The organism is Chryseobacterium cupriresistens (assembly GCF_046614675.1).
GTDB lineage: Bacteria > Bacteroidota > Bacteroidia > Flavobacteriales > Weeksellaceae > Chryseobacterium > Chryseobacterium cupriresistens.
Window position 1 is genome coordinate 448,008 of the sequence record NZ_JBKKJT010000003.1, and the last position, 17,692, is coordinate 465,699.

16 protein-coding genes are annotated in these 17,692 nt (G+C 36.7%); 11 read left to right on the forward strand and 5 right to left on the reverse strand.

The window, feature by feature from the left end:
* Nucleotides 1–78: 78 nt before the first annotated feature.
* Nucleotides 79–3,273 (forward strand): SusC/RagA family TonB-linked outer membrane protein, encoded by a 3,195-nt coding sequence (locus tag ACLI50_RS10935; RefSeq protein WP_411413752.1) that lies wholly within the window; start codon nt 79–81, stop codon nt 3,271–3,273.
* A 24-nt stretch (nt 3,274–3,297) separates the two neighbouring features.
* The gene (locus tag ACLI50_RS10940; protein WP_411413753.1) at nt 3,298–4,653 is read left to right on the forward strand and encodes a RagB/SusD family nutrient uptake outer membrane protein; all 1,356 of its coding nucleotides are present in this window, start codon (nt 3,298–3,300) and stop codon (nt 4,651–4,653) included.
* An 85-nt stretch (nt 4,654–4,738) separates the two neighbouring features.
* On the opposite strand, the gene ACLI50_RS10945 is transcribed toward ACLI50_RS10940, so the two are convergent.
* Complete coding sequence (locus tag ACLI50_RS10945; RefSeq protein WP_411413754.1) at nt 4,739–5,047, reverse strand: hypothetical protein; 309 nt, start codon at nt 5,045–5,047, stop codon at nt 4,739–4,741.
* A 277-nt stretch (nt 5,048–5,324) separates the two neighbouring features.
* Nucleotides 5,325–5,753 carry a MauE/DoxX family redox-associated membrane protein gene (locus ACLI50_RS10950; protein WP_411413755.1) on the reverse strand — a complete coding sequence of 143 codons (429 nt, stop codon included), beginning with the start codon at nt 5,751–5,753 and terminating at the stop codon, nt 5,325–5,327.
* A gap of 392 nt (nt 5,754–6,145) precedes the next feature.
* On the opposite strand from ACLI50_RS10950, the gene ACLI50_RS10955 reads away from it, so the two are divergent.
* From ACLI50_RS10955 to ACLI50_RS10970, 4 genes are all read left to right on the forward strand, one after another.
* Nucleotides 6,146–7,825, forward strand: a complete 1,680-nt coding sequence (locus ACLI50_RS10955; protein ID WP_411413756.1) for a hypothetical protein — start codon at nt 6,146–6,148, stop codon at nt 7,823–7,825.
* 171 nt (nt 7,826–7,996) lie between these two features.
* Nucleotides 7,997–8,536, forward strand: a complete 540-nt coding sequence (locus ACLI50_RS10960) for a Crp/Fnr family transcriptional regulator (RefSeq protein ID WP_411413757.1) — start codon at nt 7,997–7,999, stop codon at nt 8,534–8,536.
* A gap of 51 nt (nt 8,537–8,587) precedes the next feature.
* The gene (locus ACLI50_RS10965; RefSeq protein ID WP_411413758.1) at nt 8,588–8,941 is read left to right on the forward strand and encodes a bleomycin resistance protein; all 354 of its coding nucleotides are present in this window, start codon (nt 8,588–8,590) and stop codon (nt 8,939–8,941) included.
* A gap of 119 nt (nt 8,942–9,060) precedes the next feature.
* On the forward strand, nt 9,061–9,591 hold the full coding sequence (locus tag ACLI50_RS10970; RefSeq protein WP_411413759.1) for a DUF421 domain-containing protein: 531 nt from the start codon (nt 9,061–9,063) through the stop codon (nt 9,589–9,591).
* 64 nt (nt 9,592–9,655) lie between these two features.
* Here ACLI50_RS10970 and ACLI50_RS10975 read toward each other — a convergent pair whose 3' ends face one another.
* Together ACLI50_RS10975 and ACLI50_RS10980 are read right to left on the reverse strand one after the other, a co-directional pair.
* Nucleotides 9,656–10,138, reverse strand: a complete 483-nt coding sequence (locus ACLI50_RS10975; protein ID WP_411413760.1) for a DUF6265 family protein — start codon at nt 10,136–10,138, stop codon at nt 9,656–9,658.
* Nucleotides 10,139–10,218: 80 nt separating this feature from the next.
* Nucleotides 10,219–11,034 carry a DUF6597 domain-containing transcriptional factor gene (locus tag ACLI50_RS10980; RefSeq protein WP_411413761.1) on the reverse strand — a complete coding sequence of 272 codons (816 nt, stop codon included), beginning with the start codon at nt 11,032–11,034 and terminating at the stop codon, nt 10,219–10,221.
* Nucleotides 11,035–11,868: 834 nt separating this feature from the next.
* On the opposite strand from ACLI50_RS10980, the gene ACLI50_RS10985 reads away from it, so the two are divergent.
* From ACLI50_RS10985 to ACLI50_RS11000, 4 genes are all read left to right on the forward strand, one after another.
* Nucleotides 11,869–12,129, forward strand: a complete 261-nt coding sequence (locus ACLI50_RS10985) for a helix-turn-helix domain-containing protein (RefSeq protein ID WP_411413762.1) — start codon at nt 11,869–11,871, stop codon at nt 12,127–12,129.
* A gap of 24 nt (nt 12,130–12,153) precedes the next feature.
* Nucleotides 12,154–12,480 (forward strand): hypothetical protein, encoded by a 327-nt coding sequence (locus ACLI50_RS10990; RefSeq protein WP_411413763.1) that lies wholly within the window; start codon nt 12,154–12,156, stop codon nt 12,478–12,480.
* A gap of 101 nt (nt 12,481–12,581) precedes the next feature.
* On the forward strand, nt 12,582–14,150 hold the full coding sequence (locus tag ACLI50_RS10995; RefSeq protein ID WP_411413764.1) for a type I restriction-modification system subunit M: 1,569 nt from the start codon (nt 12,582–12,584) through the stop codon (nt 14,148–14,150).
* Between the two features lie 57 nt (nt 14,151–14,207).
* Entirely contained in the window at nt 14,208–15,374 is a 1,167-nt protein-coding gene (locus tag ACLI50_RS11000; protein WP_411413765.1) for a restriction endonuclease subunit S, read from the forward strand.
* Between the two features lie 53 nt (nt 15,375–15,427).
* Here ACLI50_RS11000 and ACLI50_RS11005 read toward each other — a convergent pair whose 3' ends face one another.
* Nucleotides 15,428–16,633 (reverse strand): restriction endonuclease subunit S, encoded by a 1,206-nt coding sequence (locus ACLI50_RS11005; protein WP_411413903.1) that lies wholly within the window; start codon nt 16,631–16,633, stop codon nt 15,428–15,430.
* A 99-nt stretch (nt 16,634–16,732) separates the two neighbouring features.
* Between ACLI50_RS11005 and ACLI50_RS11010 the strand changes: the two genes are divergently transcribed.
* A complete protein-coding gene (locus ACLI50_RS11010; RefSeq protein ID WP_411413766.1) occupies nt 16,733–17,659 on the forward strand; it encodes a tyrosine-type recombinase/integrase in 927 nt (308 codons plus the stop codon).
* Nucleotides 17,660–17,692 lie beyond the last annotated feature (33 nt).

A 17,692-nucleotide genomic window follows, 5' to 3' on the forward strand; every position in this document is an offset into this window, starting at 1 on the left:
AGAGAATAGTAATTAGGAAAAGCATTTTCCTGTCTCATTTCAAAAACTAAACAATTATTCAAACTGTAATTTTTAACTATGAAGAAATTATACATTCCGCTATTGCTGTGCTGTACGCTGTCACTCACGGCACAGCATACTGTTTCAGGTTATGTGATCACTGAAGAGAATTCGCTTCCGCTTTCGGGAGCAATGATCAGTCTTTCTAACTCAAAAACCGTTATAATCACCGATAAGAATGGCTTTTTCAAACTTCCTGCAAATGGGGAAAAAGCCACCCTGAATATTTCGCACAGCGGCTACAAATCGATTTCGCTTGCCGTTGCATTACCGCTTGATACACCCCTGCGAATCGTTCTTTCCCACAAGGTAAACGACATTCAGGAAGTGAATATTTCCACAGGTTACCAGAAGATTCCAAAAGAAAGAGCTACCGGATCCTTTACATTCACGGATAATAAACTGCTCAATCAACAGGTCAGCACCAATATACTCGACAGGCTTGCCAATGTTGCAGGAGGTGTTTTCCTGGAGCGGGGGCGTTCCGGAAATCCGCAGCTGATGGTCAGAGGACTCAGCACCATCAACGGCCCTAAATCGCCTTTGATCGTGGTCGATAATTTTCCCTATGAAGGCGACATCAGTAATATCAATCCCAATATGGTGGAAAGCATTACGGTACTGAAGGATGCCTCAGCGGCCAGTATCTGGGGTGCAAGGGCAGCCAACGGGGTAATTGTCATTACTACAAAAACGGGAAAATTCAATCAGCCTGTCAAAGTGGAATTCAATTTCAATACAAGCTATAGTCCCAAGCCGGATTTTGGATATCTGAAAACAATATCATCTTCCGATTTCATAGAGGTTGAAAAAGGATTATTTCAAAAAGGCTTTTATAACAGTGATATCAATTCTTCCTCTCATCCTGTGCTGTCACCGGTAGTCGATCTGTTGAATAAAGCCAAAAACGGATTGATCTCTTCGGACGAAGCTGACCGTCAGATCCAGCAGCTCAGGAACGTTGATGCCAGAGAACAGTTTCGCCGCTATATGTACACGCCTTCGGAGAAAAGACAATACTATGTAGGCATCACAGGCGGAGCTCCTGCATTTTTGTGGAGTACCGCATTGGGATATGATGATAACACCGGCAATCTCGGGGAAGACTATAACAGAATGAACCTGCGTTTCCAGAATGTATGGAAACCAGTAAATAAAATATCGGTCACCAGCAGCCTTTATTACACGGAAACTACTACGAAAAGCGGGCGCACTGCCTATGGCGGGATTATAATGGGAAGAAACTCATTTGTTCCTTATATGCAGCTGGCAGATGAGAACGGCCGTCCTCTTGTCGTGAATAAGGATTATAATCAAAACTACAAGGACAGCTTTGAAAAGGGCAAGCTGAATGACTGGAATTATTATCCTTTAACGGACTGGCAGAATGACCAGGTAAAGACCAAAGCCTCGGAAGTAATGGTCAACGCTGGCATCAATTATAAAATATGGAAAGGACTGGAAGCGGATGTTAAATATCAACATCAACGTTTAAATGACAATTCTGACAACCTGCATAATGCCCAGAGTTACTATGCGAGGAACTACGTCAATAGTTTTGCGCAGATCAATAACGGCAATATAACGTTCATTGTTCCCAAGGGAGGTATTTTAGACCAATCCGCTTCTCTGACCACCATTAACAATATCAGAGGGCAACTCAGCTACTCCGGGCAATGGAAAAGGCATAACATCTCTGCCATAGCAGGAGGTGAAAGCCGTGATGCGGCCAGAACCTATAATTATAACCGTTATTATGGATTTGATCAGGACCGGATGACTTCCGGTGCCGTAGATTATGCTCATCAATACCCGCTGCTTCCCACAGGCAGTACTGATTTCATACAGCGAAACCAGTCTCTGGGAAAACGTACTACCCGTTTTGTCTCCCTCTTTGCCAATGCAGCCTATACCTTCGATAACAGATATATGGTTTCCGCAAGTTTCCGCAGGGACGCCAGCAACCTGTTCGGTCTTAAAACAAATGACCAGTGGAATCCTTTCTGGTCGGTCGGTACTTTATGGGATATTTCAAAAGAAAATTTCTATAGGATAGCCTGGCTTCCGACCCTGAAACTAAGAGGTTCTTTCGGGTATAATGGGAATATCGATCCTGCAATGGTAGCAGTAAGTACCATTGCTTACGACCTGGATAACTCAGTTTACACCGGAACGCCAATGGCCCGTATCGACAATTATTACAATCCAAATCTTCGATGGGAAACTTCACGTATGTTCAATATAGGCATCGACTTTTCTTCCCGGAACAACAGGATCAGCGGCTCTGTAGAATATTTTACGAAGAAAGGAACCAATCTCTTTGGTCCTGCGCAGATGGACTACACCACCGGTATCGATTATATGCGTTCCAATGTCGCAGAGATCAAAGGAAAAGGAATGGATATAGTTCTTAAAACGCTCAACATTGATAAGGGTATTCAATGGAATACGATTCTTAATTTCAGCATTTACCATGATAAGATCTCAAAATACTATCTGTTGAATCCGATGGCCAATCAATTTATTGGCAACGGATCTTCCGTACCCATTTCAGGAATTGAAGGAAGACCGGTGTATTCGATCTTCGCTTATCAATGGGCAGGGCTCGATCCCAAAACGGGAGATCCGAGAGGCTATCTTAATGGCGCAGTCAGCAAAGACTACGCAGCTCTTACCGGCGCAGGAACGTCGGTCAATGACCTGGTGTTTTTTGGTTCTGCTTTACCCACGGCATATGGATCGTTCATCAACTCTGTGGGCTATCAAAATTTTAGTCTCGATATCGGTATTGTATTTAAATTGGGATACTACTTCAGAAGGAGCTCTATTAACTATACCAATTTATACAGGAGCTGGACGGGGCATAGTGATTTTGCCGATCGCTGGCAGAAAGAGGGAGACGAAGTATTCACGGATGTTCCGTCCAATACTTTACAAAGCAACGCCAACAGGGATGCTTTTTATAATGGTTCGAGCGTACTGGTAGAGAAGGCTGACCATATCCGTCTGCAATACATCAATCTCAACTATCGTTTCAATAAAAATTTTTTTGAATCGACAATGTTCAAAGATCTCAGTTTGTTTATAAACCTCAGTGAACTTGGTTTATTGTGGAAAGCCAATAAAAGTGGAATTGACCCGGATTTTAATCTGGGTGGCAACGGATTAAAACCACCTTCTGTCTATACCATCGGATTACGTGCAAATTTCTAAATCTTTTATCTAACATTTTATATTATGAAAAAGTCATTTAAAATAACATTGGGATTATTATCCTTATTAATGATATTGACAGGCTGTAACCGCTTTCTGGATGAAAGGTCTGATTCGACACTTGCCGTGCCTGTGAGCCTTGAAGATAATCAGGCATTGATGGATCGCCTTTCTGATGTGATGATCAATTTTGCATCCAGTGGACTGGCTTCATGTGATGAGCTCTATTTGTCGGATGCCGATTTTGATGCTATGGAATATCAGGAGGATAAAAGATTGTACACCTGGCAGAAAGATTATGTGTCCGCCAGTCAGGGTGCAGGCAATGATTGGTATTATACTTACAAAGGTATTTACATTTCTAATGTTGTTCTCAATAACCTGGACACGTATGCCATTCCGGGAGCCGAAAATGTAAAAGGACAGGCATTGGCAATGAGAGCCATACGCTACCTGGATGCAGCGCAGATCTGGTGTCCTTCCTATAGCAGCGATAAGGCTTCAACAGATCTGGGACTGCCGCTTCGTTTGGATCCGGATATGAATATTCCCTCCCAGCGTTCTACTGTGAAACAGACGTATGAACAGATCATAAAGGACCTGCAGGAAGCGGTGAATCTTTTGCCGGTCAAACAAGTTGCTGCCAGCAGGCCATCCAAGGTTTTAGCCTTAGGATACCTGGCAAGAACTTATCTCTTTATGGGCGATTACCAAAAAGCCCTGACCTATGCCTTGCAGGCATTGAGCTACAAAGACACACTGATGGATTTTAATACCCTGAACGTAGCAGAATCGTACCCCATCAAGGATATGAATCCTGAAGTTTTGCTGCGGACAACGATGCGGATCTCAGCAACTGTGCGCTTTGCGGCAGCTAAGGTGACCGATACGCTGTATCAGAGCTATCACGCTAATGATCTCAGAAAGTCGGCCTATTTCAGAGTCAATGCTAATGGCGATGTTTCCTTTAAGGGCAATTATACCGGAGGATCCTCAGGGAAGATGACTAGTGTTGCAGTGGATGAATTATACCTGATTGCGGCAGAATCCTATGCTCAAACCAATGACATCACCAGTTCTATGATGATGCTTAATAATCTCCTCATTAAAAGATGGAAAAGCGGAACCTATATTCCTTTTACAGCCGGTTCAAAGCAGGAAGCCTTAACAATTATTAAAAAAGAAAGATGCAAAGAACTCTTGTTCAGGGGGATTCGCTGGGCAGATCTTAAAAGGTACAACCGGGATGGCGCGAATATTACCCTTACCAGAACTATTCACGGACAAACTTACACGCTGCCTCCGAATGATCTTCGGTATGCGATCGCTATTCCGGAAGATATTATAACGCTAAGCGGAATGCCTCAGAATCCAAGATAAATTCTAAAGCAGTAGAATAAAACCTATGAAAGAAGGCTGGCAAGTGCCAGCCTTCAATTTATTCATCATTTATTGCCAAAAGTAGTTAGGGCTTACGATTGGAACTCAAAGATAGAACCTGCGCATTGCTTTTTCCATCTAATACATCATTCAGGGTCTGTCCGTCGGGAACCACAATACTACAAGGTCTTTCGCCTTCAACCTCACATCCTGAAGCATTGGTGGTCTGCCAGTGCGAGGTATTGGCAAATGCTCCGGAGGCAATATCCGTGCTGTTATAGAAATACGTCGTAGCTGCTTTTTTCTCCATCACTTTGAAGGACATCACAGCCCCTGAGAAAATCACAGCAGCAATCGCTACCGCATTAACTTTTAAAAATTGGTTGAATTTCATAATTCCGGTCTTTTTATACATCAAAAAAGATTACCTTAAAAACTTTAGAAACCTGCCTGGGAATTACGGATGAACCGGTAAGAATTACTCATTGTACCCATAGTTTTCAAAACTTGTCGTACCATTATACCGCATTCTTTGTGTTCCCGGACAAATTGTGGTTGGTAAATACATTAAAATTGTCGGTTGTTTAAACAGCTTTCGGCTGTCTAATTTTAAGGTTAACATTAATAGCAAATTCAGTCGTAATCATCCGTAAGCAATTACGGTAACATACTTAGTCAGCAGGCCTGCTGTATTTTAGATTTAAAACTAAAGCAATAACAGAAAGAATGACGCAGCCCATATTAAAATACAGATGCTGGTTCCAGCTCATTTTCTCCAATATTCCGCCGCAGGAACAAGGCAGATTTTTACCTGTCCTTAGTAGTAAAGCGATATACCCGGTGAAAACAATCATCAAAATCAAACTTCCTATCAGCCCCGTAGTTCTGGTTTTCGGGTAACACAATAATCCTGCGATTAGAAATTCAACAATGATTATCGTGTAAGGCAGGAATTGCGAGAATCCATTCAACAATGGTGATGCTGAAATCTGAGTCTGAAAGTTTTCAAAATCCAATACCTTACTGATAGCTGCATAGCAGAAGAGAATAACAAAGAAAACGCTTACTGCAAATGGTATTATTTTTTTTAAATATTTCACGACATTAGTTTTTTTTGTTGACAGTATTCTGTGTAAAGTATGTCTGTTTTTCAAACAATTACTGACCAAATGTAAAACAGAATTTCAACAAAAAAAATGATTTACAATGCCTGTTTCCCATGTCTGATGCCAGTTTATAAACTGATTCTCTGTATCAAAATCCCAGAGCCACATAGCTTTAGGCTATAGTTTTTTTCATAAAAGTGATTATAAGTTGGAATTAGACATTGTGCTTAAAAAGACAAATGATGCTTATTCAGCACATCAAATGTTATTTTGTGTGAATAAGAACCGTGATTGATAGCATTTTGGTTATGTAGTTTACAAAACGCTTGGATATTCCATAAAAAATAATGTAATTTTATAAAAGGTTTTAATAAAATGAAGATAACGTGCAGATGTTCAGATTGTTTATATTGCTTTTCGTTTCCACTGCGGAATTATGGGTTGCGCAGAGTACAGACAATGTGGCCTATCATCAAATCAGAAAAAAGTACGATTACAAGAAGGTTAATGATACTACAGCGCTTTCTTACGTTGACCTTTTAATTGCCCTCGCGAAAAAAGAAAAAAATTATTCCGAATTAACATATGCATACCAAGATGCCCTACATTTTGAGCCATCAGTATACCGCAAAAAGCTGTATGCAGACAGTGCAATAACTTCCGCTCAGCATAGTTGTAATAACGATCTTATTGCCTCTGCTTATCTTGGAAGGGGAATTGTGTCTTACTTTATTTTTAAAGACTATCAACCTGCATTGGATGATTATATAAAAGCGTTATCCTACGCCAGATATAGCACTAGTCCATACATAAAGTATAATATATTATATCACCTGGGTGTAATGAAGAGTTATCTGGGATATTATAATGAAGCGGTCAGTCAATTTGAGGCCTGTTCTGCATTCTTTAGACAGGAAATTTTGAAAAATAATTCCCCAGATATCCTGTACAATATGCGCAAAGGCTATTATAATACTTTACATCAACTTATCTATTGCTACCAGCAAATGGGAGATGATGATAGTGCCGACCGCTTAATTGAAATAGGCAAGAGGGAAATACCCAAAGATTTAGATTTCGTCCAGTTAAGGAGTTGTTTTTTTAAATCAGAAGGCATTTCTAAATTCCGTAAAGGAAATTACGAGCAAAGTATTGCCGATCTCAATCGTGCACTTCCGGAACTGGTCAGGGTAAATGACTTTGCCGGGGTATCAGTGATCTACTTTTATCTGGGAAAGAATAAATTGGCTCAGCACCGAGAACAAGAATCCTTTAGTTTTTTTAGAAAAGTTGATTCTCTTTATCAGAAATACCATTTTTTCTTTCCTGAGCTTACGGAAAACTATAAGATTTTACTGGAGAATGCCCGTAAAAAATCAAATATAGATGAGAGCTTATCTTTTGCCAATACCCTCCACAAAATTGAAAAAATAAACATAGAAGACACACATCATCTTTTTATAAAGTTTGAGGCCGAGCGGATAAATATTGAATATTCGAGTATTACACAGCGTTACAGGAATATTCTCTTTGGCGTTGTAGTTGTCTCAATTTTTTTACTTGTGTTCACGGTCAACACTTATCTGGAAAAGAAAACTGAGAAAACATACGATGTGGTCTTAGCGGGTGTGGGTATTGATATTAAGGAACTAGAGCCCGATGTCTCACCACCAAAATGGACATTGAGTGCAGAGATTCGCAATAGAATTCGGAAGAATCTACAGAAATTTGAAGACGAAAAAGAGTTTTTGGAACCGAACCTGAGTTTGAAAAAAATTGCAATAAGAGTAGGAACAAACCCTAATTATCTATCTTTCTACATTAACACAGAGAAAGGAATGCATTTTAACCGTTACCTAAGTGAGTTGCGCATCAAGTATATCGCCGAATTGCTCGCAGAAGATCCTATAGCAGTTCATCAGAAAACAGAAGTTCTTGCCAAACTATGCGGAATTGCCTCTCGCTCTAACTTTCTAAAACTGTTTTCGGAGATCTATGGTATGTCGCTGCAAGAGTATCAGCATCAGTGCAGAGAAAAGTTTGCTGCGAATGAAGATCTTAATTAAGTTGTGTTTGGATGATGTCTACAACACTCCTCAAATCGTAAGTTTTCTGATATCTGCATTTTAAAATTGCCTAAATCAATTTCATAGATTTTCTCTGATTCACGAGATTGAATGAATTGAAGAGAAGTGATTATTGTGTAAATTTGATAGCTGATCGCTAATTATTGCAATATGTTAAGAAGCCTGGGCGTTTTTTCGGATTTTGAAGTTCAATTGTTTAATCAAAATATTGAAACTAAAATCGTTGAAAAAAATGAAGTTCTACTTTCTGAAGGTGAAATTTCAAGATCGATTTTCTTTATCAAGGCCGGAGCTCTATTTCAAGTGCAAAAGATTGAAGATGAAGAAAAAATTATTGATCTTAATATTCAGAATGATTGGGTTTTCAATTTTGATAGTTTGACGAATCAAAATCCTTCCAATACCATTATAAAGGCATTTGCTAAATCTGAAGTTGTAGAGCTAAAATTGGAAAACTTACATAAACTGATTTCAATTTCACAAAACTTTTTGCAGCTCAATAAGATTTTTAATTCGTTGTCTGCTAAAATTCATATTTATGACAGTAATCTGGACCCGACTGAAAAATATAATTACCTTCTTAAAAACAAAGCTCAGATCATTAAAATTTTCCCTCTGAATATGATTGCTTCTTATTTGAAAATGCGCCAGGAAACGTTGAGCCGGGTAAGGGCTAATGTGATTTTTTGATTTCAATCAAGTGTTGCTTCGAGATTAATTATGGAAATTTGAAAGAAAAAAATGATTACTGATATTATTGCAAAATTGCCAATGAGGCAAAAAGAATTGACTTCAGCTTTTTATAAAAAATTAGGCTTCACCGTTTTCGGAAATGAATATGATCATTACTTAATGCTACAAAGAGATGACCTGCAATTGCATTTTTTTGAATTTAAAAACCTTGTTCCGGCCGAAAATTATGGACAAATCTACATCCGGACAACATCCATTGAAAATTTGTACAATACTTTCATCGAAAATAAAGTTCCGATACATCCCAATGGAAATTTAGCGGAAAAACCTTGGGGACAAAAAGAATTTTCCATTCTTGACCCCGATAGTAATCTGATCACATTTGGAGAAAAATTGAATTAAAAACAACTTTGACGGAAGAGATTCACCGTAAACACTTGCGTAAAGATCATTTTCATTCCAGGTCATTTCTGGCATTATTTTATCAACACTACTGATAAAAATAGTAAATGAAAGATTTGTTGTTTGAAAATTGGGAAAAACTTGGTCAGGTCGCACTGATGACGATTGCCTCTTTTGTCATTCTATTCCTTTTTATCAGGATCTCAGGAAAAAGAACCTTGGCTAAGTTCAACGCTTTTGATTTTGTGGTCACGGTTGCTCTCGGTTCCACCCTGGCCTATATGATGCTTGCAATGGTTCCATTAGCAGAAGGTGTAATGGTCTTATTTCTGATAATAGCCTTACAATACCTGTTCGCAAAATTGGCAAGTACATCGGACAAAATGGAACACTTGATCAATTCCTCTCCACGCTTACTGTTCTATAAAGGCAAATACCTCGAAGACAATATGAGCAGCGAAGCTATAACGGTTGATGAGATCAATGCAGTAGTTCGTCAGGAAGGAATTGAAAGGTTAGATGATGTTCTGGCAGTTGTCATCGAGCTCAATGGAGAGATCAGTGTCATCAAAAAATCGGATACCCCAGGCGGTAAAAGTTCTTTAGAAGATCTTAATATTCCTGACAGTCAGGGAAGGAACGATATTTAGAATTTTTGCAGTTATATATTTGAATTTATTAAATTAACAAAAGCTTATCTAAATTTTTACCTTTTTACCTTTTTACCTTTTTCATTGGAAAGGTCTGTCTGCGATTCTGCCCGTTTTTGGTTCCTGAAATTTCGGTTATTAATGAATCAGAAGTAATTTTTGTGTAAGCGATGATCTGCGGAAAGTCGTGCTGTGGATTTTCAAAGACCAATTGATTTTCTGAAATTGCTTTGGCGACAAAACGAACAGGCAGACCATCATTCTGGTTTTTGACGGTTGGAATATAATACAGGCCGTTCTTTTCCTGCAGTAGTCGGATATTTTCAAAAACAATTGTATCCTTATCTTTGACACTATAACTTTTCCCTGAAAATTCATTTTGTCCTGATTTGGTCCAGGTTTCGTAGATGCTGCCTTTCTGGGTTTTATTTTCCCAGGTGCCGATCAGCCATTCCACTTTTTGAATGTCTTTTTTCTGCTTTATTGTCCAGGCATAAAGAATAATTAAACTAACTATTGTAATAAAAAATTTTGCTCCTGTTTTCATAATTTTAGTTCATTGAATGAATTTTCATTTGGCAAAGTTGCGATGTTTTTGAAAACTAAAATTGTAAAAATGGGACAAGCTTAATCCGTTCCGTAAAAAAGCGAGGACATCTTTAAGTGAGTACCATAAAATTCTTTGGGCGTAGATCCTGTAAATTCTTTAAAATCTTTGATAAAGTGTGCCTGGTCATAATACTCGTTTTCATAAGCCAGTTCTGCGAGGTTGGAGAACTGGTCGCTCAGCAACATTTTGAGAGCAGACTGCAATCGGATCGTCCTGGATAGTTGTTTCGGGCTTAGCCCAATAGCTGAAGAAAATTTGCGTAATAATTGTCTGCGGTCGATTTTGGTAAGTCTGGACAGTTCGTCAACCGGGAGTTGTCCGTTGGCTGTTATAATGGTTTCAACCGTTGATCTAACAATGCTGTCAATGGTTTCTGTATCAGTCAGACGATTAAGTAAAAATTTTTCAACAAGTTTTATTCTCTCCGAAGTGGAACTGGCATTTAAGATCTGTTGCCCAATTTCCTGTCCGTCCTTTCCAAACAGCTTTTCCAATGAAACGGCGGTATTTTCCATCTCTTTTATCGGAATGGCGATAAAAGGCAAAAATCCTTCCGGATGAAAGCGAACGGAGAAAATTCCGGTTTCGCCAATTGGCTCGATCTCAAGTGGGCGAGTCAATTGTCCGATGACGAAACATCTGGGCTGGGTAATGCTGTTTCCATTATCCAAGTATTGTTTGTACAAATCACCATAATGAAAGATCATCTCCATACATCCATCAGGAACGACGATTTGCTTTTCAGGCGTTTCCGCTTTCGGGCTTTCCAATGTCCAATAACATTTGATAAATGCTGTCAAGTCCTGATCCTGTTCAAATGTCTGGTAATTCATCGGGCTTCTTTTGCTGAAAGTTATTCTACTTAAAAATTTCAAAGTAATTCAAATATAATCAATCTTCGTATAAGAGATGGATTGAATATTCAATCATAAACCTGCTTAATTTAAATACAGGTCAACTGGAAACCTGCGTAAAAAGTGCACAGGTCAATTTAAAACCTGCTCAAAAATTAAGCAACCCAACACCAATCCTGCGTAAAAATTGAGCAGGGTATTTATTTTTGTGTTCAAAATTTGAGCATCCATATTTCTTAGCTTCATTTAAGAAAATATAGCAGCGCATACCCCTGCTTAAAAATTGCGCACCTCATTTTAAAACCTGCTTAAAAATGCTACAAGAAAACGCCGACCTGACCCAACAATTAAGCAGCTTCTTTCACAACCTGCGTAAAAATTGAGCAGAGTATTGTCAATGCTGCTCAAAAATTGAGCAACCTTAAATTCATTACCGTTCCGCTTCCTTTTCTTTTCGATAGCAATTAGTGTAAATAATTGTTAATCAGTTAAATAAAATCTTTTTAAGAGCTCTGAAAAAAAGAGCAGTATTGCTTTGCAAGATGTGTCTTTGTATATACAAAATTTACATTTTGTACTACTAAAGACTCTCTTGCCTTTTTTTGCAAAAAGGGGAAAAAGACTTCGGAACTTGTCTTTTTTCTTTTAAAACTAGGTATAACTTCCAATTCATTCTTTTTTAATCTCCACGGTTTTCAGATCAATCCAGATTAATCTTATTTAGCCCAGACCGCTGTGACACTATTGTTTTCAAGCTTTTGATGTTCCAAATTTGCAGAAGAAAATTTAGTCAAAAACAAAAATGAAGTAGCTATGATCGTCAACCTAATCACCAAAGAAGACCTCCAGGAATTTAAAACCGAATTGCTGGAAGACCTGCAAAACCTGTTTCAAATAAAGATCTCCCAGCAGAAATTATGGTTGCGTTCGTCAGAGGTCAAAGCGCTTCTGAAAATCTCCTCAGGAACATTGCAAAACCTGCGCACCAATGGAAGCTTATCTTACACCCGTGTCGGCGGGACACTATATTACAATTACAAAGACATCGAAGAAATGCTGAAGAAGAAGCAATGATATTTCAAAGTACCGAAACCGATTATGAATTATATCAAACACCTCACAGCTTTTTATGAAAAGGTGGCTCAGGATCATACGCTTAATCCATCACACATCAGCCTCTATTTAGCCTTATTCCAGTTCTGGAATTTCAGCCGTTTCCGAAATCCGGTCAGTATTTCCCGCGATGAAGTGATGCGCATCAGTAAAATCCGTTCAAAAGCCACCTATCATAAATGCCTGAAGAATCTGCATTCTTCGGGCTATATTGATTATCAGCCGTCGTATAATCCGTTTCAGGGAAGCCAGGTGGTGATGGTGGATTTTAGTGGGGAGTTGATGGTTGGTAAACAAAGACGAAATAAATAATCTTTATTACTTTTCCAATATCGATTTAATATTTATAGCTATTTTTAGGGTTTATACATTTAACATTTTTTATCTTTGGGAATTAACCTTTAGGATTTAAAATGTCAGAAGAACAGAAACGCCAGCTACAACAGCAACTTTGGAATATAGCGAATACTTTACGTGGTAAAATGGATGCGGATGAATTCCGCGATTATATCTTAGGATTTATTTTCTATAAATATCTTTCCGAGAAAATACATTTTACGGCTAACAAAATTTTATTAGATTCAGGGGAAGATGTTGATTACAATGATGTTGATGAAAATACTGAGAAAGGGAAAGAAATTGTAGAAGCCATTTATGAAGAAGTTGTTGAAGATTTAGGATATTTCCTGAAACCTTCGGAACTTTTCAGTAATATTGCTAAAAAAGGACATCAGAAACAGGAAGGTAAATCTAATTTTATCTTAGCTGAACTTTCTAAAATCCTTAATAATATTGAGCAATCCACATTAGGAACAAACAGTGAAGATGATTTTGAAGGACTTTTCGATGATTTAGATTTGACTTCTGCAAAATTAGGACGAACGGAAGATGAAAAAAATACATTAATCTCCAAAGTCCTGTATCATTTGGATGATATTGACTTCAATTTATCGGATACCAATGCCGATGTCTTAGGAGATGCTTACGAATATCTGATTGCACAGTTTGCAAGTGGCGCTGGTAAAAAAGCAGGTGAATTTTATACGCCTCAACAGGTTTCTACTATTTTGGCAAGAATTGTCACCAGCAGAAAATCGCAATTGAAATCTGTTTATGACCCAACGTGTGGAAGTGGTTCCTTACTTTTACGTGTTGCCCGTGAAGCAAAAGTAAGCGATTTCTACGGTCAGGAAATGAACCGTACGACTTACAACCTGGCAAGGATGAATATGATTCTTCACGGTGTCAATTACAGCAACTTCGATATCCGTCAGGAAGATACGCTTGAAAAACCTCAACATCTTGATAAAACTTTTGATGCGATTGTAGCCAATCCTCCTTTCTCAGCAAAATGGAGTTCTAATGAACTGCTTTTGTTGGATGAAAGATTTTCACAATACGGAAAATTAGCGCCTTCTTCAAAAGCTGATTTTGCTTTTATCCAGCATATGATTCATCATCTGGATGAGAATGGAATTATGGCTGTCGTAATGCCTCACGGTGTTCTGTTCCGTGGTGCCGCCGAATTGATTATCAGAAAATATCTGATTAAAGAGAAGAATTATTTAGATGCAGTAATTGGTTTGCCTTCTAACATTTTCTTTGGAACAAGTATTCCGACCTGTATTTTAGTCTTTAAGAAATGCCGTGAAGCTGATGAAGATATCCTATTTGTAGATGCCAGCAAAGAGTTTGAAAAGCAGAAAAATCAAAATGTATTGCTCAATGCTCATATCAATAAAATTGTTGATACTTACCAAAACCGTACGGTAATTGAAAAGTTCAGTCATAAAGCGACATTGCAGGAGGTTGCAGATAATGATTACAACCTAAATATTCCGCGTTATGTGGATACTTTCGAGGAAGAAGAGGAAATTGACATTCAGGCGGTAATGGCAGAAATTAAGGAGCTTGAAGCAAAGCGTTCTCAGCTGGATTCTGAAATTGAAGTTTATTTGAAAGAATTGGGATTAGTAAGCTAAATTTTTTGGCTTAGCAAAATCCTCAAGGCTTAGAATTGTAACAAATAAATAATCAAGATGACAGAAGAAAATAAAAGTGTAAAGAATTTTCCTAATTTACGATTTCCAGGGTTTGAAGGAGAATGGGAAACAGTAAAACTTGGAGATATAACAAGTTGGTGTTCTGGAGGAACTCCATCAAAAGAAAATCCATCTTTCTGGGACGGAGAAATACCTTGGATTAGTGCATCAAGTATGCGAGGACATATATATTCAGATTCAGAACTCAAGATAACAGAAGCAGGATTACTTAAAGGCTCTAGATTAGCAAAAAAAGGAAGCTTGCTTATTTTAGTTCGAGGAAGTATGCTATTTAATAAAATTCCAATTGGAATTGTTTCTAAGGACGTTGCTTTCAATCAGGATGTTAAATCTATAGTCGTAAATGAAAAATCATCTTCAGAATATATTCTATATTGGTTTTTAGCATTTGAACCTACAATTTTAAATATTGTAAGTGGAACTGGAATTGGAGCTGGAAAACTTGATTTAAAAGATTTGAAAGATTTAGAAGTTAATATTCCTAACCTTATAGAACAAAAAAAAGTATCAGCATTTTTATCACTTATTGAAAGTAGAATCCAAACCCAAAAGAAAATAATTGAACAATTAGAAACCTTAATGAAGGCAAGTCGTGGAAAGTTATTTTCTCAGAAATTTAGATTTAAAGATGAATACGGAAGTGATTTTCCTGCTTGGGAAAGGAAGAAAATAAAAGAAATATTAACGATAGGTAGTGGAAAAGATTATAAACATTTAAAAAATGGTGCTATTCCTGTTTATGGGACAGGAGGAGTTATAACTTTTGTGGATTCTTTTCTTTATGATGGTGAAACGGTTTGTATTGGAAGAAAAGGAACTATAGATAAGCCATTATATTTTAATGGAAAAATTTGGACTGTTGACACATTGTTTTATACATATTCATTTAATAATTCAGTTCCTAAATTTGTTTTTAATATTTTTCAAAATATAAATTGGAAAGAGTATAATGAAGCTTCGGGAGTACCAAGCTTATCTAAAAATACAATTGAAAAGATTGAAATATCAATTCCTTGTTTAAAGGAACAGCATAAAATAACAAATTATCTTTCCTCAATTGAAGATAAAATAGAAATGGAAAAACAAATTTTAGAAAAATTAGAGCTTCAGAAGAAGTTTCTTTTGGCTAATTTATTTGTTTGAAAAAACCTCATCAAGATTATAAATCTTAATGAGGTTATTCGAACTTCCTGAACCTAAACAAAAAGATTTTGTAATAAATATTTTTTTTGATTTTCGTATCGAGTTAATAACTCGTTCTCTAAATTTATTTTTTCATCAAGAGCTAGCAAAAATTTATAAACCTTCTCTTGCTCTTCTTTATTCATTGGTAATAAAATACTTGCTCCATTCAAAAATGTTTCATTATTGATATTCATTGTATTTTTTGCTCCTTTCTGAACCAATGGATTTAAATAATTAAAAGTATTTACTGCTGAGTTAAAATATTCGTGAAGTAAATATCCTAAAACATAAGTTTTAGGGGTAAAGACACAATATAACGGAGAAACCACACCTATTCTTCCTGTTCGATTTTGCTTAATAATTCCAAACGGAAAATCAGAAGTAGGACTTTTAGTGTAAACTAAATCACCTGGATAAACTAATTTATAATGTAAAATCTCTTTTGCTGAAAATGAACGTCCCAAATGTTCAATCTGATTAATAACTCCTTTATGTTTTGCTACAGAAAATACTTCATTATATTTATTATTGGGATTTTTATGTAAGTGCTCTTCTGATATTTCAGCTAATTTTTTTCGTTCCCAATTCTGCGTTTTACTATTAGTTTTAAACTTAATCTTATTTTCAAATAGCTTTTTAACTATCGAAATCTTTTGTAATGATAAACCCTCAATTATTTTCTTTTGTGATAGTATACGTTCATCTATAAGTGATAAAAAAGAAGAAATTTTTTCTTGTTCATATAAGGATGGAAAAGGAACTGTGAATTTTTTTAAATCTCCACCATTAATTGAATTTATTGTTGCACCTAAGTTTTTATTAACAATCTCTTTATAATCATTAGTATCAAACCATTGAAAAAGAAATCTATTAAATTCGCTTCTATAAATAGCCATAAAAGCACCAAATGCTAATCCTTCATTTTCTTTTTTAATAAGAGAATTTTTTCCGATTAAATTTTTACTTCCATTTCTTACACAAATCAAAATATCATTTTCTTTAACAGGATTAAAATTTTCAGCTTTAACAAAAACATTATCTTCAAAAGTGATTATTCTATTTTGCACGTTTGAAGAGCGGAGAACTAAAATTCCATTTTCATCAATATCATTTGGACTATAAGTTAACCCATTAATTACTTGTCCAATTTCTCCTAAAGTTGTTGTCTTCCATTCTCCTTCAAACCCTGGAAATCGTAAATTAGGAAAGGCAAAGATTGATTAAAACTTAGCTTAAAGCTCAATAACTAAAAATCCTCAATCTTTAATTCATAACTTTTGAGATTAGTTAGAAAATCATTTAAAATCAAAAAAATTATGACAAGAAAGAAGACATTGGCAGAAATCGCTGAACTATGGAAGAATGACAAAAAGCTGTATGTGAAAAAATCGACCTTTTCGGCTTATGTACTGTTGCTGGAAAATCATTTATTGCCTGTATTCAAAGAATATTCTGAGATTGAGGATGAAGATGTACAAAAATTTGTATTTCAAAAATTGGAGCAGGGATTGAGTCAGAAAAGTATTAAAGACATTCTGATTGTTTTGAAAATGGTGTTAAAGTTCGGGGCAAAGAATAAATGGATTGAGTTTATCAATTTTGACGTTCAGTATCCTACAGTTCGTGAAACGCATACGATTGAGGTATTGAGCAGAAACCATCAGAAAAAAGTGATGAGCTATATTCAGGAGCATTTTACCTTTAGAAATCTGGGTGTTTATATCTGTCTTTGTTCGGGAATGCGGATTGGTGAGATTTGTGCGTTGACCTGGGAAGATATTGATACGGATAACGGGATTATCAATATCAGAAAAACCATTCAAAGAATTTATGTGATTGAAGGTGGAGAACGAAAAACAGAATTGTTGATTGACACGCCTAAAACCAAAAATTCCATCCGGGAAATCCCGATGAGTAGAGATTTATTGAGAATGCTGAAGCCATTTAAGAAAATTGTAAATCCTGCTTTTTATGTGTTGACCAACGATTCTAAACCTACAGAACCAAGAACTTACCGGAGTTATTACAAAAATCTGATGCGTTTTCTGGAAATTCCGGATATCAAATTTCACGGTTTAAGGCACAGTTTTGCAACACGATGTATCGAAAGCAAATGTGATTATAAAACCGTGAGTGTTTTGCTTGGGCATTCGAATATCAGTACAACTTTGAACTTATATGTGCATCCAAATCTTGAACAGAAGAAAAAAGCAATCGACCAGATGTTTAAAGCGCTAAAATAGTTTTAGTTATCGTTGATAATTTCTTACATTTGG